Genomic DNA, 26,334 nt, shown 5'->3' with positions numbered 1-26,334 from the left:
TATGCAGAATGATTTAAGGTTTAAAGATACAGATGTAGCTGTTATAGGGTATTCCTGCCGTTTCCCCGAAAGCAGTTCACCTGAAAGGTTCTGGCAGAACCTTAAAAACGGAAGGGACTGTATCACAAGGGAGGACGGATCAGATCTCCGCAGAACGTATGCTTTCGGACGTATCAATGACGCATACAGCTTTGATCCCGAGGCATTCGGACTCAGCGAATTGTCCGCAAAGCTTATGGACCCTCAGCAAAGAATGATGTTCAAGCTTTGCGCCGAGGTGCTTGAGACAGGAGGATATTCCGAAAACAGGAAAAATGTGCGTGTCGGGCTTTTCTGTTCGCTTTATGAATTTGTTTATGTCTGGAAAGGCTATTTCACCACCTCGGAAGATACTGCCGAAGAACAGAGCCTGAGAAAAACATTTCTTGACGGCTCGTCTGCGTCAAGGATAGGTTATCATATGGACTTTACAGGTCCTTGTGTGCCGATAAAGGCGTCGTGTGCAAGCTCGCTTTATGCGGTCCATGAAGCTGTGAACGCTCTCATAAACGGAGAGTGTGATATAGCTATCGCAGGCGGAGTTAATATCCTTGAAAATCAGGAATACTATATGAACGCTGAAAATACACTGTCTAAAAACGGTTATACGAAGCCATTCAGCGCCGATGCAGACGGGTTCGTCCCGGGCTGCGGAGGCGGTGCAGTGCTTCTAAAAATGCTCAGTGACAGTATTGAGGATCATGATGTTATCCATGCGGTAATAAAGGGCTCCGCTATAAATAACGACGGAAGCGAAAAGGCGAGCTATGCTGCTCCGAGCGTCAAAGGCGAGTGCAGAGCAATGTCTGACGCACTTTATATAGCAGAGCTTGAAGCTGATGATATCGGCTACATCGAAGCTCACGGAACGGGAACAAAGCTTGGCGACGCAATAGAGATCACCTCGATAAACAAGGTGTTCGGCGACAGAACGGAGAATCCCTTGTACATAGGCTCAGTCAAATCAAATGTCGGACATCTTAATTTTGCGGCAGGTGTTGCAGGTCTGATAAAAACTGTTCTTATGCTTGAACACAGTACAATAGTCCCGTCATTGTACTGTGAAAAGATCAATCCCGAGCTTTCGATGGAGAAATTCGGATATAAGGTGGCGGACAGCTGCGAAAGAAATGATGATCTCAGGTATGCGGGAGTAAGTGCTTTCGGAGTCGGAGGCAATAACTGTCATGTCGTTCTGTCGGCATATAAAGCTGAAAGCAGCGGTATCTCAGAGGATCGGAGCGGATATGGCATTATCATTTCATCTGATGATAAGCAGTGCCTGAAAAAAGATTGCAGCGAGCTCGCTTATTATCTTGAGCATGAGCCCGAAACACAGCTGAGGGATATAGCGTACACGATCGCTTCAAGAGCTCCTCTGAAAAAATACCGCGTCCCGTTTGGCGCAGGGAGCACCGAAAGCCTTGCAGGTATGCTCAGACAGCCGTTCATTACTTATGAGGAACCGGTCGGGAAAAAACAGCAAAGTGTCATATGGCTTTTCCCCGGCAGCAATGTGTTGGGGATTGATGAAGTCAGAGCTGTATACAATATCTCGCCGAAAATAAGAGAATGCTTTGATGCTGTTTTCGATGATGTAGAGTCCGAATGCGGTATTGATCTCAGGAAAACCCTTAGCGAAGGTGAGCTTACCGATGCACAGCTCAATTCAGCGCTCCTGCCGCTCTGTGTACAGTGCGCTGTGGGAGATATGCTGAAAAAGGCGGGAGTTGCCTGCGACGCTGTTATCGGATACAGTGCAGGCGAATATACAGCGGCATACTTTGCCGGAGTCATTACAAGAAAAGAACTGATAAGGCTCTATTATCTGAGAAATAAGCTTCTTGCAAAGCTTCCCGAGGGAAAGATACTGACCGTTTTAGGTGATCCCGATGAGTTTGAGCTGCCGGAAGGCATATATATTTCGGCTCGGAATACTCCGAACAGATTTATGATAACAGGACTTGCGGATGACGTTGACAGCTATAAGAAGGTACTGGAAGAAAAAAACATTTATTGTACGGAGCTCCCTCTGAAACGTGCGGGACACTGTAGTATTGTTGATGGGATAATACCCGATTTCAGGAAGCTTCTTGATACTATCAGCTTTAAACCTCCGAAGGTCAAATATATATCCTCGTATACGGGGCGTATCGCTGATACGGAGCTTGTATCCGCAGATTACTGGACAGAACAGCTGAGAAGCAAGGTCGATTTCTACAATGCGGCAATGGTGTTCGATACATTTGAGAGCATGGCTGCAGTTGAGATCGGTGTTGGCGGACAGCTCTCTTATTTTGCCAAAAAATCGGTGAAGAACCGCAGCGGAAAAACATTCATCAGCATGATCTGTGATGACATAACGGATCGCGGTGAAGCTTTGCTATATGGTTTGTCTGCACTAACATCTGTAGGATTACTTGACAGAGCGGTTCCCGATGGCAGAATGATATATCTTCCTCCTTCTTCGTTCAATGAAAAAAACTATAACGAGTTAGAGGAAAAACGTGATGAAACGCCGTTTATTCAGAAGAAACAGGTGATACTGGATGGCTGCTCAAGGGAAATGTCAGAGCTCGTTTCATTCCTTGGCAAAAAGTGCGAGACCGAAGTGCTCCAGTATATGCCCGATGAAACGGGATGGAAGGATACAGAGACCTTATATGCCGGGTTTGCAGATACAGAAAGCAGAATGCTCGAAGCTTCCGATATAAAGTGTGTAAAGGAGAATAAAAACCTTGAAGCTTCTTTGGATATGCTTTGCCTTTCAGCTTCTGTGGGCTACTTCAAGCATTACGGCCTGTTCGTCCGTAAGGACAGTGCTTTGAGCTGGGCGGAAATAAAGGATAAGCTCGGTATCGTTGAGGAATATTTGCCTTTTGCTATGCTTATGCTGTCATTCCTGAGGGATAACGGTTACATTGCCATTGATAATACAGAGTATGTACAGGACATAAGCGACAGTGACATTATCAGATGCATCAAGAGCATATCCGAAGCTGATACTATTGAAGCTGTACTGGAAAAGGTAAGGAAGCTTGAACCTGATTATATACCGTTTTTTGAGCTTTATGCCGATGCAGCCGCACATTATCCGGAAGTTCTTGAAGGAAGGGTGCTCGGTAAGGAGATACTCTATCCCAACGGCTCCTACAACAAGCTTTTTGATATGTATAAAAAGATACCCGAAATGAATAAGGTGAGACTTTATTCATCGATCTTTGCCGAAATGCTGGAAGAGCTTGCCGCAGAAAGTGCGCGACCGCTGAAGATACTGGAAATAGGTGCGGGTACAGGACTTGTTACATGGAATGCCGTAAAGGTGACAGAAAAACATAACGGTGATTACTGGTTTACCGATATCGGAGCTTCATTCATTGAAAAAGCAAAGATATATGCAGCGGAAAACGGCTATACTTCACTTGAGTTCTGCAAGGTTGACGTCACCGTGGGTTTCAGGGAACAGGGCGTGCCCGATGAGTATTTCGATGTTATCGTATCCTGTAATGTTATTCAGGCAACGGGAGATATGAAGGGGGCGCTGAAGAATTGCTTCAAGGCTCTAAGAAAGGGAGGCTATCTGGTTCTGCTCCAGACTATCGATGGTCACCATATAAGCGAGATGCTTTACGGCCTTACTCCCGAGTGGTGGAACTATTTCAACGATCCTCTCAGACGGTACAGTCCGATAATGAAAAAGGAGCATTTCTGCCGTACACTTGAGGGCGCGGGCTTTGAAAATATACGTTTCTTTGAGGGAAATGAGAAAAAAGCTACTGACGCGGCGCTTATATTTGCTCAAAGAAATGCTGAGAATACCCCGATGGATACGAGTATGGCAAAGGCTGTCACGGGGTATGAAAAAAGGTATATCTCAGGATATATCGGTGAAAACAGGAACGCTGACCTTATCATGCCCGAAAGCTGGGAGAAAAGATGTCATATAAGGCGTACTGACGGTGATTTGCCTGTTAATTATAAGAGCGAGACCGAAAAAAGGCTTTGCGGCATGATAGAAGGGATAACAGGCATAAAGATCGATGATACAGATTCGTCGATATATTCATATGATATTGATTCCCTCTGCGGACTTATGATAAGCTCGCAGATAAAAAACGGATTCAGTATAGATTTTTCAGTAAAGGATCTGCTCGGTTGTACTACTGTGAGGGAAATTGCAGAGATAATCGACGAAAGAACAGGTCATTGACCGCATAACGTAAGGAGGAAAAAATGAAGGTAGATATTGAAAGAGTTATTGAGATCATACGCGAAGAGCTTTGCGTTGATGATGATGTCGAGATAAACGGGGATACCAAGCTGCGTCAGGAGCTTGAAATGGATTCTCTTGATACTATAAGCCTTATTTCCGCTCTCGAAGATGAATACGATATCAATGAAGAGCTCAACTATACCGATCTTATAACTGTCAACGACATAGTTGATGTTATAAAGCAGTATGTCTGAGCTCGGCGGAGCAGTGTATAACGACTTTGTGTACGGACCTGATAATGATAATAAGGGGCTGAGGCTCATCAAGTATATCGGAAGTGCCTGCAAGGTCGAGATACCTGCTGAAATAAACGGAGAAAGAGTCGTATCCTTAGGTCCATACGTCTTTGTGGATATTGATGACGCAGGAGAGGGCAGGTTCAAGGCGGATGTTGCGAAAAACGGCAAAGCAACGCCGTATGAGATAATCCTTCCGCAGGGACTTGAATACATAAGCTACTGCGCTTTCTACGGCTGTGAGAACATAAAACGCATCCTTATCCCCGAAAGCGTGACCGAGATCGGAAGTTCTGCATTTGCATTCTGCCAACAGCTTGAAAGTATAAAACTTCCGTCAGGTATCAGCATACTTAACAGGAGTATGTTCAGGAACTGCTTTTCATTGAAAGAGGCAGTACTGACAGGAAAGGTCGGGAGCATAGGGTTTATAGCTTTTGAGAATTGCAGGAGCCTTGAAAAGGTGGTATTGCCTGACAGCGTGAGCAGTATTGAAATGCGTGCCTTCTGCGGGTGCAGCTCTCTCAGGAACATAAAGCTTCCGGATAATGATATAGAATTCGGCAACGGAGCGTTTGCGGAAAGCGGACTTGTAGAAGTTTCCATACCGCACACGTCATTTATTTCGGAAGCTATGTTCCATAACTGTCGGGAGCTTGAAAGCCTGAGGGTATCAGAGGGGCTTGAAGAAATCAGAGCCGATGCGTTTAACGGCTGTATTTCCCTTGAAACGGTTTATTTCCCGGAGAGAGTAAGAATGATCGGAAGCAGGGCTTTTTGCGGCTGCGAAGCCTTGGAGAGCCTGTCGCCGATAGAGCCTGATGCCGTTTACGGGGACGATGTATGGAAGGGCACGAATTTTTGTTGACATTGAAAGGAAGGAATAATGGTATCAAATAATAATACAGAACTGGCGCCTGAAAATCAGGGAGCTGTCGCTGCCGGAAAGACACTTGATCATTCGGGCAATCTCATAATGAATTTTCTAAGTTCGGCTCGGAAACATTCTGATAATATTGCGGTTTACGGCAGAAAAAAGCTCACTTATTCCGAATTCCTTGCCGAAGTAAGGAAAAAAGCGGCTGTTCTTGCCGAAAACGGCATCGGACAGGGAGATAAGGTGGGCGTTTATTGCCGTCACACGGAGGAAACAATAGCACTGATATATGCTGTGCTGTACATAGGTGCGGTATATGTGCCCATAGGTGCGGATTGTCCGCCGGAAAGGATAAAGCATATCGTTGGGACGAGCGGCGTAAAAGCGGTTTTCAGCGCAGAAATGCCTGAAAGCGATGCAGGTGTTGATGTTATAGCCTTAAATGATATGCAAGGCTCAGGCGATGAGCTTCCCGAACCATGCGAAAGCACGGATCAGTATGCATACTGTATGTTTACATCGGGTACTACGGGCGAACCGAAGGGAGTGCTTATCCGTCAGGAATATCTGCTGAATATGTGCGAATGGTACGGAGAAAGATTTAAGCTTGACTCTGATTCAAGGCTGATACTTCTGAATAATTTCGGTTTTGACGGTTCGCTCAAAACTATATTCACGCCGCTGCTTTACGGTTCTTCCATAGTTCTTGCGACGGACTCCCTTTTTGACGTCAAGACTGACGCTGAGATCATAAAGAAATACGAAGTAACTCACTTTGCCTGTGTTCCGAGTCTTATGCAGGGAATTATAGAATACTGCGGCTGGAACGGCTACAAGGAACTGGAAAGCGTAAAATATGTTATAAGCGCAGGTGAGAAGTTCAGGAGCAGCGCGGTGCTCAAATGGCTGAAAAACGGGAATTGCAGTGCTGAATTCGTCAATCTTTACGGACCTGCCGAATGCAGCTGCTGTGTATCGTATCACAATGTTACGGAAGATGATCTTGAAAAGGATATCATACCTATCGGAAAGCCGATATACAACAAGCGTATGTATATACTTGACGATGATCTTGCACCGTGCCCTGTCGGTACGGAAGGAGATATATGGATAGCAGGACTCGGTACCTTCGGCGGATATATAGGAATGAGCCCGGAGGCTTCGGGGCTCAGTGCAGATATAATGGACAGTGCTTCATTCATGTATATGAGCGGCGACAGAGGAAAAAGACTTGATAACGGAGAAGTGCTGTACTGCGGAAGAAAGGATAATCAGATCAAGATAAGCGGTCAGAGGATCGAGATCGAGGAGATAGAACAGGTCCTGATGAGACATGATAATATAACGTCGTGCGGACTGTTTGTCAAAAATGAAGATCAGGCTGTAAAAACAATAATGTTCTATTCAACAGCTGATAAAAAGGAAATGACATACGATGAGCTTTCCGGATTTATGGAGAAAAGTCTCCTGAAGGGTGTCATCCCCAACAGATTTGTTTATCTTGAAAAGCTTCCGGTATCGATAAACGGAAAGCTTGACAGAAATGCTCTTGAAGGCCTTATACCTGCAGGCAGTGAAGCAGGCGGTGAGGAGACCGATGAGCTGACACAGAAGCTTGTCCTTGCCTGGAAAAACACCCTTGAGATCGACGAGGTGCCGCTTGATAAAGGCTTTTTTGAACTCGGCGGATATTCAATGCTGCTATATCATTTGCAGAGTGAGATAAAACAGCTTCTTGGTAAAGACATTTCTCCCATGGAGATACTTGCTCATCCTACCGTAAGAAATATGGCAGCATTTCTGAAGGGTGAGGATACTGCTTTGGAAGAAGCTCCGAACAGAAACAGACGTATAAGAAGAACACGCAGATAATGGTCGTTGATTGGAGGAAAAAATGATAAGCGTAAAAGAATACTCTGATGATATCTATGTTATAGACTCAAAATATGCACAGTTATGGGTAGCAGAAAGAGGACAGGTAGAAAATGCTGATTACTATTACGGCGGCACAAGGACTGTTCCGTATGACAGTACAGATAAGGAATGCGAGAACCGTATCTCATACCTGAAAAACTATGAAAGTGGTTTGAAGAACGTCTTTATCAATGATGTTATCGCATCGGGCAGCCTTGAAAAAGTGAAAAAAGACCTTCCCGAGGGATATATCGGAAGCAAGGTAGGCGGCGGACGCTGCATTATCAGACCGAAATCAAAGGAAACATATGATATAATCATGGATACCTCGCATCCTCGGCATTGCGAGATAGTTGACAGTATGTTCAGAGATCTCGGGGAATTCCTGAATGATAAGAACGGTGAAATAAAGCTTACGCCTGATTTCGGCAGATTTGTAGGACTTGCGGATATGCTCCACAAGTATACGGAGAATGTGCTTGGAGTTAAATGCGAGGACGGAGGCTGCGGCGGAAAGGCTTCATATACATCTACAGGCATAATCGAGGCGATAGAGTATCTTGGCTTCGGAAAGGATAAGAGCATACCCGTAACGCTGGTAGGCTCGGACGGAGCAGTGGCTTGTGCGGTCCTTGAGTACCTTATCAACGAGAAGTATACCGATATTGCCGTTTGCGATATATCCTATGACACAGAAGAACGCAGACAGGAAGCCGAAAGACTCAGAGCGCTGGGCATAAAGATTCTTCCCGCAGAATACGGTAAATTCACCGCTCCCTGCCTTGAAAGAGGCGGTCTGTTCATTGCTGTGACAGTGGGCGGAGAATTGCTCAATTCGGACCTTTCTGTCGTAAAAAACGGCACAACTATGCTTATGGCGCATAATGAGGTAATAACGGTTAATGAGGAGTCTCTTTCCGCCATTGACAAGCTGCTTGAGGAAAAGGATATCAAGATAGTTCCGGGACAGCTTCTTACATTCGGCGGAGCGATGACTTCAAGACTCGAGTGGTTCTTCAGACGCTCGCATAACGAAGGAGAGACCTTCAATAAACCTGTTGCTCATAAGGTTGTAAGGCTTGCGGTCGATTATCTTTTTGAAAAGTATTGCATGGGAGATAATAAGACAAATATATTCCGTTCGGTTTATGATCTTGTATGAGTTTGGATAAGGGAGAGCAAGGATGAGTACGATCTTAAAGGCTATCAATGTGAAAAAAACTTATGCTGTTGACAGCAGGACTCAGGAGGTACTGAAGGGCGTTGATTTTCAGATAGAAAAAGGAGATTTTGCTGTTATAATGGGTTCATCCGGTGCCGGAAAATCTACGCTTCTTTACGCTCTTTCCGGAATGGATAATATAGATTCGGGAAAAATCGTTTTCGGCGATCAAAGTATCGAGAATTATTCAGCCGATAAAATGTCGGTTTTCAGGCGGAAACACTGCGGATTTGTCTTTCAGCAGAATAATCTTCTTGACAATATGAGCATTCTTGATAATGTTGCAGCTGCCGGTATGCTGTGTACAAGCTCAAAAAAAGAGGTGCTTTCAAAGGCTGAAAAGCTGTTTGAAAAGGTGAACATTTCAAAGGAGATACAGAAGAAATTCCCTTCGCAGATATCGGGCGGAGAGGCTCAGAGAGCAGGTATAGTCCGTGCGTTGATCAATGATCCCGATGTAGTGTTCGCGGATGAACCTACTGGCTCTCTTGATTACTCCAACGGTCAGGTGGTGCTCGATCTGCTTACCGATATACACAAAAGCGGGCAGACTATAATAATGGTCACACACGATATACGCTCGGCATTCAGAGGCAATAAGGTGATATTTGTCAGGGATGGTATGACGGGCGGTATATGTGAGCTGGGCGAATACGATGAAAAAGATGAAGAAAGAAAAGAAAAGCTGAGAAGCTTTCTTGAAGAAAGAGGCTGGTAAGATGAGGCGCATACTCCTTTTGACCTTTGCAAATCTTCGCAGATCCGGAGGGCAAAACGCCTTTCTGGCTTTTCTTATCACACTCATCACACTGTTCTGCGTGCTCAGCCTTACGGTTATGATGGGCTTTATGAACTGCTTCGATAATGCGGCGGAAAAGGCTGACGCTCCCGATATATTTGCAGCCGGACAGAATGAACTGTTCGATAGCGATAACAAGAATATAATCGATACTGACAGCAGAGTCGAGAAAGCTGTATACAGTGATGTTCTTTACCTTGACAGTGCTCAGATAACCTTTGCAGGCACAAAGAAAAGTGTCACACTTATTGCGATGCCTCTCGGGAAACAGGATTACATGAGCTATGAGATAGTCGAGGAAATGGAAGATATCCCCGAAAACGCAATATATGTATCAAGATATTTCAAGGAATCAGGCGATTATGAGCTCGGAGAGCGCTTTGATATAAGATATGATAAGATAGTATATCATTTTGTCATTGCAGGCTTTACAGAGGATATATACCTCGGCTGTGTCCATTCGGGAACTCAGACGGGAGTTGTGCTGCCTGAAGAGGAATATATCGAATTTGCCAACAGGTTTTCATCAAATGAAAACGGAAAGGTAGCTGATATATATATCCGTGATAAAGCTCAGGCTCAGGCTGTTCTCAGCGATTTTCTCAATAAGGCTGAAACAGGGACTTCAAAATACTGTTCCATGACATATGATGTATGCCGTAATTATGCGACTATGGAGCCCTCTATAATGGCGATCCTCCTTCTTGCATTTGCTGTACTTCTTCTTATAATAGCACTGGCGGTGACTATTTATATTATAAGAGGAAATCTTGTAAGAGAGGTAAAGAATATAAGCATATTAAAGTCTATCGGCTATTCGAGCAATTCGATAACGCTTTCATTTGCCTTGCAGTACACTCTGCTTACGCTTGTGGGAGCGTTCATCGGCGGTATCCTTTCCTTTGCTATTTATTCAAGGATAGCGGATTCTATGCAGTCCCTGACCTGGATAACCATAAAGACTGCGATATCTCCTGTTATGCCGCTTTGCGTTATGCTTGTGATAATGGGCATTTTCTTCATCGTATCGTATCTTGCTGCCCTGAAGCTCAGGAAGGTATCTCCCTGCAAGGCTTTCAGCAGCGCACAGGAGCAGGTAAAGACTTTCAAGAGGAACATAATGCCTTTTTCGGAAAGCAGGCTGCCGTTTCATGCGTCAATGTCCGTAAAGATGTTCTTTGGAAGCTTCAAGCAAAATCTGCTTATGATGACGGTGTTGTCGGTCATTTCATTTGTTCTTGGCTATGTAATGGTATTGAATTACAATATATCGGTGGATACCAAAAAGTTTGTCGATGTACTGATGTATGAATATGCAGATATAACGGCATATGCAAATCCGACTAATTACTATGATGATCTTGACGGTATACTTGCTTCCGAGGAAGGCGCAGACGATGCCATATTCTTTGAGACATTGCAGGTCCAGACAGACGGCGTGAATATGTATGCGTATGTTACCGAGGATTACGGAAGGACAAGGAATGACAGTATAGTTTATGACGGAAGACATCCCTCGGCGGATAATGAGATCGCCATAGGAGGAAAAAGTGCGGAATACTTCAATAAAAGGATCGGAGATGTTTTTTCCCTTGAGAGCTCGGGAAGCAAATATGAATATATCATTACAGGTCTTATACAGACCTCAATGGATAACGGATTTGACTGCGAGCTCACAACAGAAGGATATAAAAGGATAAACAGCAGCTTCAAGCCGAACACTGTGTTCATATACCTTGAAGATGATGTGGATGCCGATGCCTTTCTTGATAATCTGATCACTGAGCATCAGAGTAAGATAAGCGGAGCTGTTAATACAAGGCTCACCATTGATCAGACCATGGGAAGCTATGTGTCATTGGTCGATGGACTGCTGATATCCTTCTCGTTTATATCTGTAGTCATAATATGGTTACTTCTGTATCTTCTTATAAAGGTACAGCTGAGAAGGAATGACAGAAATTTCAGGATACAAAAGGCAATAGGCTTCACATCATGGCAGATACGCCTTGAGGTGTTCCTCTCCTTTATCCCCGTAGGAGCGGCAGGGGCTGTCATTGGAGGACTGCTTGTATTGCTGCTTTCAAACAGGTTCTCGAACATGATATTCGGAACAATGGGTATCATGCAGGCTGATTTTATAATCCCATATCCCATGATATTGGGTATTCTTTTAATGCTTATGACAGTAACGTTTTTGCTGATATTTATAATAACGGACAGGATAAAGTATATCGTTCCCAAAAGCGATAGTATGATGTAAGAAGGAGGAGCGGAATGATAGATGTTAAGAAGATCTGCGCTCTGACCGCAGCATTTGCTTCGTTTTTCTCTGTACAGATGAATTTACCCTCCGCTAAAGCGGAAGGCAGGGAGCTTCCTGATCTGAGGGAAATAGTGGAGGCAAATAACTTCATAGCCTACTGCGATCTGTATGATAATATATATATGGATTACAAGGCGGAAAAGGACTCGTGCAAAGCGTTCTATACCGAGGAGAGCGGAAGCTCGTTTTATATAAAATACAATGACCGGGGAGACTATGAGGTCGTTACCTCCGATTATGCCGTAAGCAGCAACGGCGCAGACGGGAATGCCGAGTATTATCTGTTCAGAAGACCAAGTGACGAACTGATGTACCGTATGTCTGTTGCTCCCGAACCGAGACCAAGGGCGCTGCTCAGCTCATACATCAAAAACGTTGATAATGATGAGTATAATGCTTTTTTTGAAAACAGCGACAATTTTAAGATTGAAAACACTGAGAACGGTGTTTTGTGGACTATTGATTACTCAGGGATAGATTGGCTGAACGGTAAGGATGTGTATCTTCTCGATCCTGTTGATCTTACTTGCAGGGAGTTTACTTATTTTGACGAAAACGGAAAGGAATTCAGCAAATGGACATCGGAATTCGATCTGAAAGACTCCCCCGTTCCTTCGGAGCTTACATATAAACAGTATACCGAACCCTCCGATACAGTAAGAGTTGAGCTTTATGATTCAAATAATCCCGATACTCCGATCGGTTCATGGGATACGGCAGCAGGCAGTACAGTAAATATTTACGGTGAAACTGTTTATACTGATGCAGAGCTGAAAAATAAATTTGACGGCAAACTTGACGGAAGTAAGATACAACGGCTTTATTTGCAGGAGAGCAGCATAAAGAAGAAGCATACCAATATACTCCTTGTTCTGGCAGCTATTACCGCTGTCATGCTTGCTGCGGCGTATATTATTGAGAAGCTGATGTGTATAAGGCTCAGAAAAACGGTGAAAAATGATAGACGTTGATATGTGCTTCGGATGCGGAGCTTGTAGTGCAATCTGTCATTCGGAGGCGATAGTGCTGAAAAATGGCATATGCGGAGCATATATCCCCGTCGTTGACGCAGAAAAATGCGTGAACTGCGGAAGGTGCAGAGAAGTTTGTCCGTATAACGAGCGTAACATCATACGCAGCGTAATGGAGGAACAGGAATACTACAGTGTTTACTCCTCTGAGGAGATATGCATGAAAAGCGCTTCGGGAGGCGCTTTCAGGAGCATAGCCGAGTATGTGATCAAAGACGGCGGGATAGTATACGGAGCTGCATATGATACTTCCTCCAATGATGTCAGACACAGGTCCGCGGCTGATATGGAAGGGCTTGAAGCTTTATGCGGCAGTAAGTATGTGCAGAGCTTTATAGCAGCAGATATTTACAGATCTGTAAAAAAAGAGCTTGAAAGCGGCAGGAAAGTTCTGTATTCGGGGACACCCTGTCAGGTAGCGGGACTTGTCCGTTATCTGGGAAAGAAGTATGAACAGCTCTATACAGCGGATATTGTATGCCACGGAGTTCCCTCCGCATCATACTGGAAAAAGTATCTTTATGAGCTTGATGATAAAAAGACAGTAAGCAAGGTCTGTTTCAGATCAAAGGAGAAACAGACCAATGCTATGGAAGGATACAGGCTGTCCGTAGAATATGATGACGGCATTGTCACAGAGATACCTACGGAGAAATGCTTTTACTATATGGCTTATTTTTCCGGGCTTAGCCTCAGCAGCGTCTGTACGGGATGCAGATTTGCAGCAGCTGAAAGAACGGGAGATATAACTCTTGGCGATCTTATCCCCGAAAACGGGCATCAGCATTTAAATCCAAAGGGCAATTCGCTCGTTATAATCAATAGCTGCAAAGGAAGGAAGCTGTTCGATGAGGTAAGCCGCTCTGATGAAAGAATGACGGTAAGGAAGATAGCTCAGCGTGAAGCCGTTATAATGAATCACAGCCTTTACAAGCCTTCTTATGAGGCAGCAGGAGCCGCAGGATTTCGCAGGGACATTGAAGAAATGTCATTTGAGAAGGCTGTGAAAAAGAATATCGGTACAAAGTATGATGTGCTGCTTTTTATGCCGTTTTACAGCGGAAAGCCTGAGAATGTATTCCGCACGCTGGCTGTTTATTCCATGCTGAAGGAGTGGGGAATGACCGCTGTATTGACAGAGCTGCCGTTACAGCTCAGAAGCAGTGACAGCAATGCACATTATAAAAAGGATTACATACAAAGGCTGATATATCGCAATTGTCCTGTATTGCCTCCCCTTAATGATATAAGGTACAGCCTAAAGCTGACTCAGTCGGCAAGGATGTTTGTACTTGCCGATGAGCCCTTATGGGAGTATTCCGAAGCTGACAAATGGCATTTGTTCAGCTATGCGGGAGATAATATCTCCCGCATAGTATTGGGCGCAGATCTTTCGGAAAGACTGGAAAAATGCAGTAATGATCTTAGAGAAGAGTTTTATGACCTTTTATATCTGTTTGACGGGATTTTTGTTTCGGACGCTTCGATGTCCGAAAGATTGTCGGATATACTTGATATGGAAACAGAACTCCTCCCCGAGCTGCTTTTTCTGAGGGACGCTGATTTTTATTATTCCTTTTTCGGGGATCTATCAGCAGCAGAACCAGAGCTGCTTTATGTTGCTGATAATGAGATTTTATCGGATACCGTTAAATGTATGTCGGATATCTTTGGTGCAGAAACTGTTTTTACGAATTCGTATTTCGCAGCTGTTCTGTGTATACTGTCGGGAAAAAATTTTTTTGTGAGCAGTGAAGCACCTGACAGACTCCTTGAAATGATGAAAGGATATGGCCTTGGCGGAAGGATACTGAGCGATGACGCCATACCTGATACGGACAAAAGCGATATCTGTTCTGCTCTGGAACAGATAAAAAAGGAACGTTCCGTGCTGCTCTCAAAGATACGGAACAGTATTACGGAGTGCCTGAAAAAATGATATACATAATGAAAAACGATGAGGAAGGCTTCTTTTTTTCACAGGATACCACAGCATGAATTACTGAACATATGTGAAAAACTATCTGTTTAGAAAGGCGTTGATAAAATGAATGATGATGTAAAAAGACTTTTGCAGGAGAAATATATAAACGAAGGCTACTGGAAACAGGAGACATTTTCGGATATGCTCAGGAGCTGTGCGGAAAAGTACGGAGATAAAACAGCAATATGCGACAGCGGCAGTTCCGTCACATATTCCGAGCTGGACAGATCGGCTGACAGATATGCGGCTTTTTTTCTGTCCGAAGGGATCAGGAGCGGAGACAGAGTTATAATACAGCTCCCTAATTCCGTTGAATTCGGAGTTATACTCTTTTCTCTTTTCAGGCTCGGTGCAGTTCCTGTGCTTGCTCTCCATACCCACAGGAAAAAGGAGATCGCTTCGTTTATTGAAGCTGCTTCTCCTGCTGCTTATATAACCGTAAGATCACATCTCGGATTTGAATATGAGGAGATAGTGAATGAATGTGTGAAAGGTACGGGATGCAGACATTTTTATGCCGATGAGATATTTAAGGTTAAAGCTGATACAGCCTTCGACAGCTCCGAAAATGACAGGATATTTACCGATATCGCAGTATTGCAGGTGTCAGGCGGCACTACCGATGTCCCTAAGCTGATACCGCGTACAAATGCTGATTATATTTACGATGCGCGGACTTTTGCAGAAGTCTGCGGCATGAACGAGGATACCGTATTCCTTGCGGCAATACCTGCCTCGCATAATTTTTGCTTTGCTAATCCCGGTATTATCGGAACAATGATATGCGGCGGAAAAATAGTCATGGCAAAAAACGGCAGTCCTGACGAGATACTTGAACTGATCGGGCGCGAAAGGGTGAATATAACAGCAATGGTGCCCTCGCTGCTTTCGATATGCAGTGAAATGGCAGAATGGGAGGAATGTGATCTCAGTTCTCTTGAAACGGTACTTGTAGGAGGATCGCTGCTTACTTATCCTGTGCTTTTGAAGGCAGAGGAAAATCTCGGCTGTAAAGTCAGACAGGTCTATGGTACAGCCGAGGGACTCAACACGATAACCGACGCCGATATGTGTGCGGAGCTTACAGCGGGCTGTCAGGGTAAAAAGATATCATCGGGAGATGAGATGATGATAGAGACCGCAGACGGAGACTTTGCTCCTTGCGGAGAAGAGGGAGAGCTTCTGTTAAGAGGTCCGTATACGATAAGGAATTACTATAATAATCCCGCCGCAGATGCAGATTCGTTCCGTGATGACGGATTTTACAGAACAGGTGACAGAGCTTTTATAGACACGGAAGGAAACCTTCATATTACAGGAAGAGTCAAGGAACAGATAAACCGCGCTGGCGAAAAGATCATGCCTTCCGAGCTCGAACGCATACTCGATGATAATGAAGAGATCGAAAGATCGGCTGTGGTAGGCGTTCCTGATGAGCTTATGGGAAATAAGATATGTGCGGTAGTTGTGACCGATAATGCTTCCGTTGATCTGGCATATATCCGCGGATATCTCGAAAGCAGAGGCGTGGCAGCCTATAAGCTGCCCGATATTGTCATGAAAACACGGCAGATACCGTTAACGGCTGTCGGCAAGCCCGATAAGAAAAAGATAGCTGATATGATAGAAAATGAGGAAATGGAAAGGATATAAGTATGAATGCACGAGAACTTGTGATGGAGTCTGTTAAAAAGGTGATAGGAAGCTGTGACGGCCTCACAGAGCAGTCAAATATGATAAGATACGGAGTAAGCTCGCTACAGGTCATGAAAATATCCGGACTTCTCCGAAAGAACGGGATACGGCTGACGTTTGCGGATCTCATGGAAAATAAGACGCTTGGAGAATGGATATCTCTCGCAGAAAGCAGAATGACGGGAAATGCTGTCAAAACTCCTGTTGATGTCGGCAGTACCCGCAAGGAAGCGTATCCTCTCACGGATGTGCAGTATTCGTATTGGGTAGGCAGAGAAAACGATCAGCCTATGGGCGGAGTAGATTGTCATGCTTACTACGAATTCGATGGCATGAACGTTGACGCGGCAAAGCTTGAGGAGGCGTGGGATATCGTCATCTCATCCCATCCCATGCTACGTACACGTTTTACAAATGACGGCAGACAGGTAACAATGGATAAGCCTTTCTCCGAATCCTTCAAAAAAATCGATCTTTCAGCTCTCGATGAAGCTGAACAGGAAAAACAGCTCCTACAGCTCCGCAAAAAGATGTCTCACAGACGATTTGATCTTGAAGCAGGAGAAACGGCAGGCATGAGGCATTGTATCCTGAGCGGCGGAAGAAGCGTTACTCTTATAGATTTTGCGCTTATCGTCTGCGATGTACAGAGTATAAAGATAATATTCCGCGACCTTGCAGCATACTGCAAAAGCGGAAAAAGACCTGATGTTCAGAAAGACTGGGATTTCGGCCGTTACATAGAAAAAATGCGCGATTTGCGTTCGGAAGAGGAAAAAGAAGCCTCCGTATACTGGAAAAAAAGAGAAAAGGAAATGGCGCTTCGCCCCGAACTGCCAATAAAGAAAAAGCCTGAGAATATTACTTCTCCAAAATATACGCATCATACGGCATCATTATCTGAAAAGCAGTGGGCAAGCATAAAAAAGCGTGCGGCCGATGAAAATGTTACTCCCGCAATGGTGCTTCTTACAGCGTATTCACAGACACTACATTGCTGGACTTCAAATGACAGCTTCCTTATAAATCTGCCTCTGTTTGACAGATGCGATGATCTCGGTTCGGTCAGCGATGTGGTTGCGGATTTCACAACTCTGCTCCTTGCTGAGCAGGACCTCAGCCAAAAGCGGACTTTTTCCGAAAACATCAGGAAGGTGAGCGGCGATTTTATCAGAGATATGCGTTATGCGGCATACAACGGCGTACAGGTGCAAAGAGACCTTCAGGCGCTATATCCGGGACAGAGAGATTTTGCGCCTGTGGTATTTGCCTGCAATATCGGCATGGAGCTCATAAATGATGATTTTGCGGAATGCATCGGCGATATAAGGTATATGGTATCGCAGACTCCTCAGGTATGGATCGACTGTCAGCTTTTTGAGAGAAGCGGAGAGCTTGTTCTTGTATGGGATACGGCTGATGAGCTTTTCCCCGAGCAGATGACAGATGATATGTTTGATACCTTCATGCGCTATCTTAATACTCTTTCTGATGAGAAAACCGACTGGAACAGCTTCTGTTCACCCGAGATACCCACAAGATATGTGAGAAAAACGCTTGATGAGCTTAAAGAAGAGCTCCCGCACAGAGAGCTGCTTACAGACGGGCTTGTGAGATATGCAGCTGAAACTCCTGACAAGACAGCTCTTTATTTTTGCGAAAACGGAAAAAGGGTCACATATTCCGAGCTTTACGGCCTTAGTCTGAGAATAGCTGCCGCGCTTCAGGAGCACGGCTTCAAAAAGGGAAATCTTGCTGCCATAATACTTGAGCGCGGTATCGGGCAGATAGCAGCTGCTTATGGTATCCTGCTTGCAGGAGGCTGTTATGTCCCCATAAGCTACGGCCATCCCGATAAAAGGATAGAGAAGATAATATCATCGATGAAGATAGGCTTTGCAATTACCGACAGCAGGGAGCGGTTTGAAGGCACTGATGCTGTTTGCATTGCTTACGATGAAGCTGTTAACAGCAGCTTTGAATACAGTCCTACAGATGTTACAGCCGAGGATAGTGCGTATATAATCATGACTTCCGGATCAACGGGTATGCCGAAGGGAGTAGAGATACAGCACGGAAGCGCTTATAATACGATATATGATATCAATGAACGCGCAGGCGTGACATCAGATCATGGCATTATCGGCGTATCTGCTACGGATTTTGATCTCTCTGTGTATGATATCTTTGGTATGTCAGCCGCAGGAGGAACGCTGTATCTTCTTTCTCAGCAGAATGCAAAGGACGCTGATGCGTGGGTGGACATTATACTTGAAAACAACATAACTTTATGGAACAGCGTCCCCATACTATTTGATATGCTTCTTACAGCAGCCGAAAAGCGCGGAGCTGAGCTCCCCATAAAAACAGTAATGCTTTCAGGTGACTGGATAGGGATACCGCTTGCAAAGCGCTGTTATAAAATGCTGCCGCAAAGTGTTATATTTGCAATGGGCGGAGCTACAGAGGCGTCCATATGGTCCAATCTGTTTATTGTTTCGAAGGATATACCCGAGGACTGGAAAAGCATACCCTATGGATTTGCTCTCAGGTCGCAGATGTACCGTATCGTAGACAGAGACGGAAGGGACAGACCTGACTGGGCAGAGGGAGAGCTCCTTATAGGCGGTGCGGGAGTAGCCAAAAGCTACTATAATGACCCTGAGCTCACAAAAAAGAAGTTTACGACCGAAAACGGTATTATATGGTATCATACGGGCGATAACGGAAGATTTTGGGACGACGGAGCTATTGAGTTCCTTGGAAGAAAGGATAATCAGATAAAAGTCAGCGGACATAGAATCGAGCTTGGCGAGATAGAGTACGCTGCTGTACAGTGCAGAGGGATAAGCAGAGCGGCTGCACAGATATATAAAGCAGGAGGCTCGGCAAGGATAGCTCTGTTCTATACTGCCGACGAAGAGGTATCCGAGAAGGAACTGACCGAGCAGATGAAAAAATATCTGCCGAATTATATGCTCCCGAAGAAATTCATACATATAGATGATTTTTCTGTTACCTCCAACGGAAAGCTTGACAGAAAAGCCCTGATAGTTCCCGATGAAGCTGACGTATCCGATGCTGTATCCGCCGAATTCACAGAGACGGAAAGCAAGCTGAGCAGGATATGGGAAAGCAGCCTCGATGTAAAGGTCGGGAGCAGTTCAGATGATTTCTTTGAGCTCGGCGGCAACTCTCTGAAGGCAACAAATATGCTGTATGATATCGAGGAGGTCTTCTCGGTAAAGTTCAGGATCGGTATGATATTCAGATATCCGAGCCTTGGCGACATGGCGGCTCAGATAGATAAACTCAGCAAGGGGAGCAGATAAATGATAGAAAGTATAAATGATTTATTCGACAGGCTTGATGAGACAGCGGAAGAACTTCCCGGATGGCAGGAGGATATGATGTATGACGCAGAGGCGACCAACAGATTTGTAGACGCCTCTGTCAGGAGACATTCCGATAAAAAGGGCATAGAAGTAAAAAACACAGCAGCAGTATCAAAAAGAAGATCGGTACGCAGCTTTTCGGACGAACCGGTGAGCTTTGATAGCTTTTCGGCAGTGCTTTCGTGCCTGAGTGCCTATGAAAAGGACGGAAAGATACGCTTTGCGTATCCGAGTGCAGGAGGATTGTATCCTGTTGATGTGTATGTCTATGTCAAGGAGGGCAGAGTCGAAAACGTCAATGGCGGTATATACCTTTATCTTCCGCTTCAGAATGAGATCATGCCTGTATCGGAAGGAAAAATACCCGAAAAAGCACATTATTTCGGAAACAGAGAGATTTTTTCCTCATCGGCGTTTTCCGTTTACCTTGTTTATGACGCCGAGCGTTCAATGCCGAAATACAACGGTATGGGGCTGTACTATGGCATTGTTGATTCGGGAATAATGCTGGGATACCTTACGGAGGCCTGCGAGGCGAACGGTATCGGTTCTTGTATAATAGGTGATATGAATTTTGCATCAATAAGAGACAGCTTTGGACTATCTGAAAACATGATATATCTGAGCTGCATGGAGGCAGGTAATTTCAATGGACGAGACAAATAAATGGCTTTTTCAGTATCATAAGAAGCCGGATGCTGCCGTGAGGCTCATATGCTTTCACTATGCGGCAGGGAATGCCTCATGGTTTTCAACATGGGAGAAGTACTGTGGTGATGATACAGAGCTCTGCGCTGTACAGCTTCCCCAGAGAAACAGGCGCAGAGATGAGGATATGCCGGATACGATAGAGGAGCTTGTCGAGGATTTCATAAGTGATAATCAGCAGCTGTTTGATATCCCGTTCATAATATTCGGACACAGCATGGGAGCCATGATAGCTTATGAGACCGCATTCCGCCTTAAAGAAAAATACGGGCTCGATCCCGAACTTCTGGTGGTCTCTGCCTGCGGAGCACCCGTGTATCCGGAAGTACAGTTCACGGGGCAGAGCATACTTAACGCGTCTGATGACGATATAAAGCTGATACTGAATGACTATGGCCAGATAGAGAGCAATCTGCTTGATTCACAGGATTTCTGCGATTACTATTTCCCCATTGTGAGGAGCGATTTCCATGTATGCGAGATATACAGCAGAAAGCCTTGTGCCGCACTTGACTGCGGTATACTCGTTTTGCGCGGGAGCTTTGACTCAAAGGTTTCGGAGGAGGACTGCGAAGCATGGAAAAATTATACTTCTTCCGAATGTGTGATCGAGAAATTTGTCGGCGGTCACTTTTTTCCCGAGGATCATACCAAGGAGATAGTTGATCTTATTTGTGAAGGGATAAAAAGCAGAAAGGCGGTAAAAAATGCAGACAGGTAATGAACGTTTTCCCGTTGGAGATATGCAGATGACCTACCTGATAGGACGACTTGAGGGTATGGAAATGGGCGGAGATCCTATCAGAGCATATTCCGAGCTGCGGTGCAGAGATTACGATCACGGGAAATTCAAAAAAGCGGTGGATATGCTTATTGAAAGCAATGAGATGTTAAGGTGTGCTGTTTACCAGGACGGTACGCAGGAGATAACCGACTGCGGCATTGAGGATATAAAGCTTAATAAGCTCAATATTACGGAAAATGAAGCTAAGGAGTACATCGAAAAGAAGCGTTCTGAAATCTTTTCGGTTTTATTTGACCTTGAAAAGCCTCCGCTGATATATTTTGAGGTATCGCTGTTTTCGGACGATACCGCTATAATACATATGTATCATGATGGTATAATCGCAGACGGCTGGAGCCACGAGATGCTGATTCGTGAGCTTGACGAATTCTACTGCGGTGACAGGACCGTGCCTTTAGAGCTCAGCTATTCCTACAAGGATTATGTTGACAGCATAAACAGACGCAAAAACACTGAGAAATACTCGGAATGCAGACAGTTCTGGCTTGAACAGATCAAGAGCTTTCCGGAAGCTCCCGATCTCAGATCAAGGAATGTTCCCGAAAAAATGACGGAAACAAGCAGACAGATAACCAGGGAATTTTCAAAAGAAGAATATGAGTCTTTGAAAAAGAACGCTTTTTCAAGGCATCTCTCCGCATTTGCGGTTTTTCTTACGGCTTACGGCAAGGCTATATCAAAATACAGCAGCGAAAATCCGTTTCTGCTCAATATCCCTATGGCAGCAAGAGATCCGAAGATACCCGATATGACCTATACTATAGGAGAGTATTCGGATTTCCTTATATTTGACTGGACCGAAAAAACGGATGAGAGCTTTATGGACCGTGCATATGAGGTACAGGACAGGCTTTTTGAGCTGATCGAGAACCGTATTTTTACGGGAATAGAGGTGGTGCAGGAGCTTCAGAAAATGCGCGAGGGAGCGCTTATTGCGCCGATAGTTCTTACAAGCACTCTTGATATCCCTTACAAAAGCTCAAAAAAGCTTGAAAAAATATACAGCAAGACTCATACAAGTCAGGTATGGCTGGATTCGATACTGATGTACACTCAGGATTCGGTGCTCCTGACAATGGATTACATCGAGGAAAAGATCGGTACCGTGACTATCAACAAGATCGCAGACATATTTATCGGTCTTATAAAGCAGTTTGCGGCAGATCCCGAAAGCTGGAACGATATATACGATATCCCGCTGGATGAAGATGAAAGAGCGGTATCGGAGCAGCCCTTCAGCGAGGTCACGATAACCGATAACTTTGGTGCGCTTATGAAGGAGAGCTTCAGAAAGTGCAGGGATCGTGCAGCAGTTATAAGCAGCATGAAAACGCTGACATACAGAGAGCTGCAAAATTACGCAGGTGCTCTGCGTGATGAGATAATAAGCAGATGCGGCAGCGATAAGCATAAAAGAGTGGGCATACTTCTTGAAAAGGGCTGGAAACAGCCGGCCGTTGAGGCTGCTTGTCTCATAACGAATATGACTTTTGTACCTGTTGAAAAAGATAACAGTGATAAGGTGCTCCTTAAAATGTTCGATAACCTTGAGATATCATGTATTGTTACAGAGCACTCTCTTGTCCGTAAATGGCAGGATATGACATCTGTGCCTGTTATAGACGCTTCGGAGATATCCTGTGAAAGAGAATACGGTGATGATATCTTCGCAGTTAATTCACGAGACCCCGAGTGCTACTGTATACACAGCTCAGGGACCACAGGTACTCCTAAGGCGATAATGCTCAACGAAGAAGGACTTGTAAACTGTGTTTTGCAGACAAAGGCAGAATTTGATATCAACGAAAATGACAGATGTATCGCTGTTACAAATCTTTGTCATGATATGTCCGTATATGACAGTGCAGGCATATTGTCTGCGGGAGGAACTGTGGTTATCCCCGAGGGCAGTGAGGAGGAGAAGGATCCGTCCGTATGGCTAAGGCTGATAAAGGAGCACAGGGTAAATATCTGGAACGGAAGCCCTTCTGTAATGGAGATGCTCATGACTGAGGGAGAGGCTCTTGAAGCGGTAAAGGGACAGTTTAAAGCAGTAATGCTTGGCGGAGAGGTATTCCCGACTAATCTTGCGGGAAGGATCAGGGATATCCTTTCGCCTGAGTATATCTACAATGTCGGCGGACCTGCCGAGACAACGATATGGAGCATATGGCACCGTGTTACAGATGACGATATAAACAGCACCATGATACCTTACGGTCACCCTTTAAAGGGCGTAAGATATAGGATATTTGACAGCTTCTTACGAAATTGCCCGTGTGGGAAAGCGGGGGAGATGTATGTTAGCGGGATAAGCCTTGCTGTAGGTTACCATAATATGCAGGAGCTGACCGAAGAGAAGTTCGTTATGATAGACGGCATTCGCTGGTATAAAACAGGCGATCTCGGCTGGTATATGCCTGACGGCGAAATAGCGTTCGGAGGAAGAAAGGATCTTCAGGTAGAGATAAACGGAAAACGTGTAGAGCTTGAAGGCATAGCGAGTATACTTATGGATCATGGCGCGATAGAACGCTGTGTTGTGGTTACGACCGAAAAAAGCGGACTTCTTACGGCTTTCTACAGCGCGGAAAAGGATATCCCGGAATACGAGCTTGAAGTATATGCAAATGAAAATCTGCCGCGTTATATGAGACCGGCTCGCTATGTGCGCCTTGAGGAGTTTCCCATAACTCCAAGCGGGAAAACCGATATAAAGAAGCTCAGGGAATATGAGTGCGAGGTATCAAGCTCGGTTATTGCGGTTACAGAAGATGAAAAAAAGCTGGAACGCATATGCTGTGAGCTTATAAACGATGATTATGATATAAGCAGGAGTCTTTATCAGAACGGCGGAAACTCCATAAGCGTGATAAAGCTGGTCAACAGGATAAGGACCGTATTCGGAGCAAGAATAAGTGCGGCGGACATTCTTAAAGCCCCGTATTTTTCTGAATGGATAAGGCTTATCGGGAATTCGGAGAATGTAGGGAAACAGGAAAGCAGCAAAAAAGAGACACAGGATTCATATCCGCTTTCGCCGGAACAGCAGGATATGTGGATATATGATGATCTCCACAAAAATACGAGATATGTTATCTCTGCAAGGCTATCTATAAACGAGACTATGGACGCCGATAAGCTGAACCGTTCCATAAGATCGGTATTGTCTGATGAACCGATACTGCGGGCTGTATTCAGGATAGATAAGAATAAGATGCTCAGGCAGCTGATACAAAATGATATCCCCGAGGACTGTCTTAGTACATTCCGCATTGCCGGTAAGGGAATGGATGATTTTATCATGACCTCTCTTGCGGATATGCCTATGGAGCTTGACAAGGGCCCTCTTTACAGGTTCATGCTTTTCAGCTATCCCGACGGACACAGTGTCTTTATGATAACCCTGCATCATATCATATCCGATGAACAGTCCTTCGGTATATTGTACAAGCATATCCTTGACAGATATTACGGAAAGACTTCGGAAGATGACAGGAGCAATGATTATTTCAGCTATATCCTTGAAGGTGCGGAGAATGCTGAGGGATATGATCCTGAATGGGAGGAGCTTAAAAATGCTGAGCCCGCAGATGATATATATATGCCCGAGAAGCTGACTGTTGATCACAGCTGCCTTGAAAAAGACCATGAAATTGACGAGGCGGTCTTTAATAAGCTCCAAAGGCTTTGTGTATCAGAAAATGTATCCCTGTTCTCAGGCTTGCTCGTACTTTTTACAAGACTGATAAACGAATTTACCGAACAGAAGAATATATGGATATCTGTTCCTGCTTCCGACCGTGCGAGCGGTGCTTATGAGAATACGATCGGAATGTTTGTCAAGAAGCTGATAATAAAAATGCCTTCCGATACGGAAGATATGCGAAGCTCGCTGCATACCGCTCAGGAAGCGTGGCTCAAGGCATCATCTCAGACCAGCGCCTCCTTCAGGACTTTTACACGCAGGAATAATATCGTACAGAAGCTGAATGAGATATACGGCGATATGGTGCTCAATCTTATAGATTCGGGAGACGATACGGGATACGGCGCGTTCGATTATATCAGGAACAAGGCAGAGAGCAATGCTACAAAGCTTCAGCTTATGATCGATATAAATGAAAATGCAAGGGTATACAGATTTTATTATGATAAGGATTATTTCAGCGATGCAGAAATGACGTTCATAACAAAAAAGTGGCAGGATATCCTTGATGATATCAGTAAAATGGAGGTTTAAATGTTTATCGAACAGAATAATACCGTCATTTTTGAATATCCCGACGGAGAAAGGATACAGGTTTTTCCGACGGCAGACAGAGAGTTTCTCAGCCTTCTGTCGCAGTCGAGGATAATGATAAAGGGCTGCGGAAATCAGCTGATCAGAAAGCTGAAGGACGATGAATATTTGGACGATGAGCTTCTGAATAAGGGCATATCGGTCTCGATCATCGGAAATAACAATACGGTCAGTCTTGACAGGATAAAGGTAAATTACTATCCCGAAAGAGACCTGAAGGGTCTGAAGATAAATATCGGAGGCGGTCCCGATGACTGGCTTGAAAAGGAGGTATTCCGCAGTGCTGATGACTGCCGTGTAAGTATCGGAGAGAATACCCAGATCAACGGGGCAATGATATATCTTCAGGATAACGGCTCCTGTGTTGATATCGGAAGAAATACAATGCTCTCATGGGGGATAGATATCTGGTGTACTGACGCACATACTATCTTTGATGACGGCGGGAATATACTCAATGAAGGAAGATCCATTGAGATAGGTGACAGAGTATGGATAGGAAAAGATGTAAAGATAGGAAAAAACACACGGATATGCTCTGGAAGCATCGTAGGCTGGGGAAGCATAGTCACAAAAGCTTTTGATGAGGAAAAGATACTCATAGCAGGAGTTCCGGCAAAAAAGGTAAGGGATAATGTCAGCTGGGATCCGCATTGTATCAATCTTTTCAGAAAGGGCTTCAGATCGGAGTAAATATAAGATAATGCGGACGGCTTTTGACCGTCCG

The 26,334-nt window shown here is 44.7% G+C and carries 15 protein-coding genes; all 15 read left to right on the top strand.

The features are described from left to right. Position 1 precedes the first annotated feature (1 nt). On the top strand, positions 2-4,249 hold the full coding sequence (locus tag DSZ37_RS09255; RefSeq protein WP_109726629.1) for a type I polyketide synthase: 4,248 nt from the start codon (positions 2-4) through the stop codon (positions 4,247-4,249). A gap of 23 nt (positions 4,250-4,272) precedes the next feature. Continuing rightward, on the top strand, positions 4,273-4,506 hold the full coding sequence (locus DSZ37_RS09250; RefSeq protein WP_109726628.1) for an acyl carrier protein: 234 nt from the start codon (positions 4,273-4,275) through the stop codon (positions 4,504-4,506). A 13-nt stretch (positions 4,507-4,519) separates the two neighbouring features. Next, positions 4,520-5,416: a leucine-rich repeat domain-containing protein gene (locus tag DSZ37_RS09245; protein WP_181380289.1), complete on the top strand. Its 897-nt coding sequence runs from the start codon at positions 4,520-4,522 to the stop codon at positions 5,414-5,416. 18 nt (positions 5,417-5,434) lie between these two features. After that, a complete protein-coding gene (locus tag DSZ37_RS09240; RefSeq protein WP_109726626.1) occupies positions 5,435-7,297 on the top strand; it encodes a non-ribosomal peptide synthetase in 1,863 nt (620 codons plus the stop codon). Between the two features lie 22 nt (positions 7,298-7,319). Then, positions 7,320-8,501, top strand: coding sequence for a hypothetical protein (locus DSZ37_RS09235; protein WP_109726625.1), 1,182 nt, complete (start codon positions 7,320-7,322; stop codon positions 8,499-8,501). Between the two features lie 22 nt (positions 8,502-8,523). Continuing rightward, positions 8,524-9,279: an ABC transporter ATP-binding protein gene (locus DSZ37_RS09230; RefSeq protein ID WP_109726624.1), complete on the top strand. Its 756-nt coding sequence runs from the start codon at positions 8,524-8,526 to the stop codon at positions 9,277-9,279. Beyond that, complete coding sequence (locus tag DSZ37_RS09225; protein ID WP_146198174.1) at positions 9,260-11,623, top strand: ABC transporter permease; 2,364 nt, start codon at positions 9,260-9,262, stop codon at positions 11,621-11,623. Before DSZ37_RS09230 ends, DSZ37_RS09225 begins: the two co-directional genes overlap by 20 nt. Positions 11,624-11,637: 14 nt before the next feature. Next, positions 11,638-12,657 (top strand): hypothetical protein, encoded by a 1,020-nt coding sequence (locus DSZ37_RS09220; protein WP_109726622.1) that lies wholly within the window; start codon positions 11,638-11,640, stop codon positions 12,655-12,657. Next, complete coding sequence (locus DSZ37_RS09215) at positions 12,644-14,656, top strand: Coenzyme F420 hydrogenase/dehydrogenase, beta subunit C-terminal domain (RefSeq protein ID WP_109726621.1); 2,013 nt, start codon at positions 12,644-12,646, stop codon at positions 14,654-14,656. The genes DSZ37_RS09220 and DSZ37_RS09215 overlap by 14 nt, the downstream gene beginning before the upstream one ends. A 108-nt stretch (positions 14,657-14,764) precedes the next feature. Further along, positions 14,765-16,354 (top strand): (2,3-dihydroxybenzoyl)adenylate synthase, encoded by a 1,590-nt coding sequence (locus DSZ37_RS09210; RefSeq protein WP_109726620.1) that lies wholly within the window; start codon positions 14,765-14,767, stop codon positions 16,352-16,354. Between the two features lie 2 nt (positions 16,355-16,356). Next, positions 16,357-19,728, top strand: a complete 3,372-nt coding sequence (locus DSZ37_RS09205; protein WP_109726619.1) for a non-ribosomal peptide synthetase — start codon at positions 16,357-16,359, stop codon at positions 19,726-19,728. Next, on the top strand, positions 19,729-20,457 hold the full coding sequence (locus DSZ37_RS09200; RefSeq protein WP_109726618.1) for a SagB/ThcOx family dehydrogenase: 729 nt from the start codon (positions 19,729-19,731) through the stop codon (positions 20,455-20,457). Beyond that, positions 20,441-21,220 (top strand): thioesterase II family protein, encoded by a 780-nt coding sequence (locus DSZ37_RS09195; protein ID WP_109726617.1) that lies wholly within the window; start codon positions 20,441-20,443, stop codon positions 21,218-21,220. Before DSZ37_RS09200 ends, DSZ37_RS09195 begins: the two co-directional genes overlap by 17 nt. Next, positions 21,207-25,547 carry a condensation domain-containing protein gene (locus DSZ37_RS09190; RefSeq protein WP_109726616.1) on the top strand — a complete coding sequence of 1,447 codons (4,341 nt, stop codon included), beginning with the start codon at positions 21,207-21,209 and terminating at the stop codon, positions 25,545-25,547. Before DSZ37_RS09195 ends, DSZ37_RS09190 begins: the two co-directional genes overlap by 14 nt. After that, positions 25,548-26,300: an acyltransferase gene (locus tag DSZ37_RS09185; protein ID WP_109726615.1), complete on the top strand. Its 753-nt coding sequence runs from the start codon at positions 25,548-25,550 to the stop codon at positions 26,298-26,300. Positions 26,301-26,334 lie beyond the last annotated feature (34 nt).

Origin of the sequence: Ruminococcus flavefaciens (assembly GCF_900116855.1) — a bacterium.
Taxonomy (GTDB): domain Bacteria; phylum Bacillota; class Clostridia; order Oscillospirales; family Ruminococcaceae; genus Ruminococcus; species Ruminococcus flavefaciens_R.
This window is presented reverse-complemented; position numbering and strand designations above follow the sequence as displayed.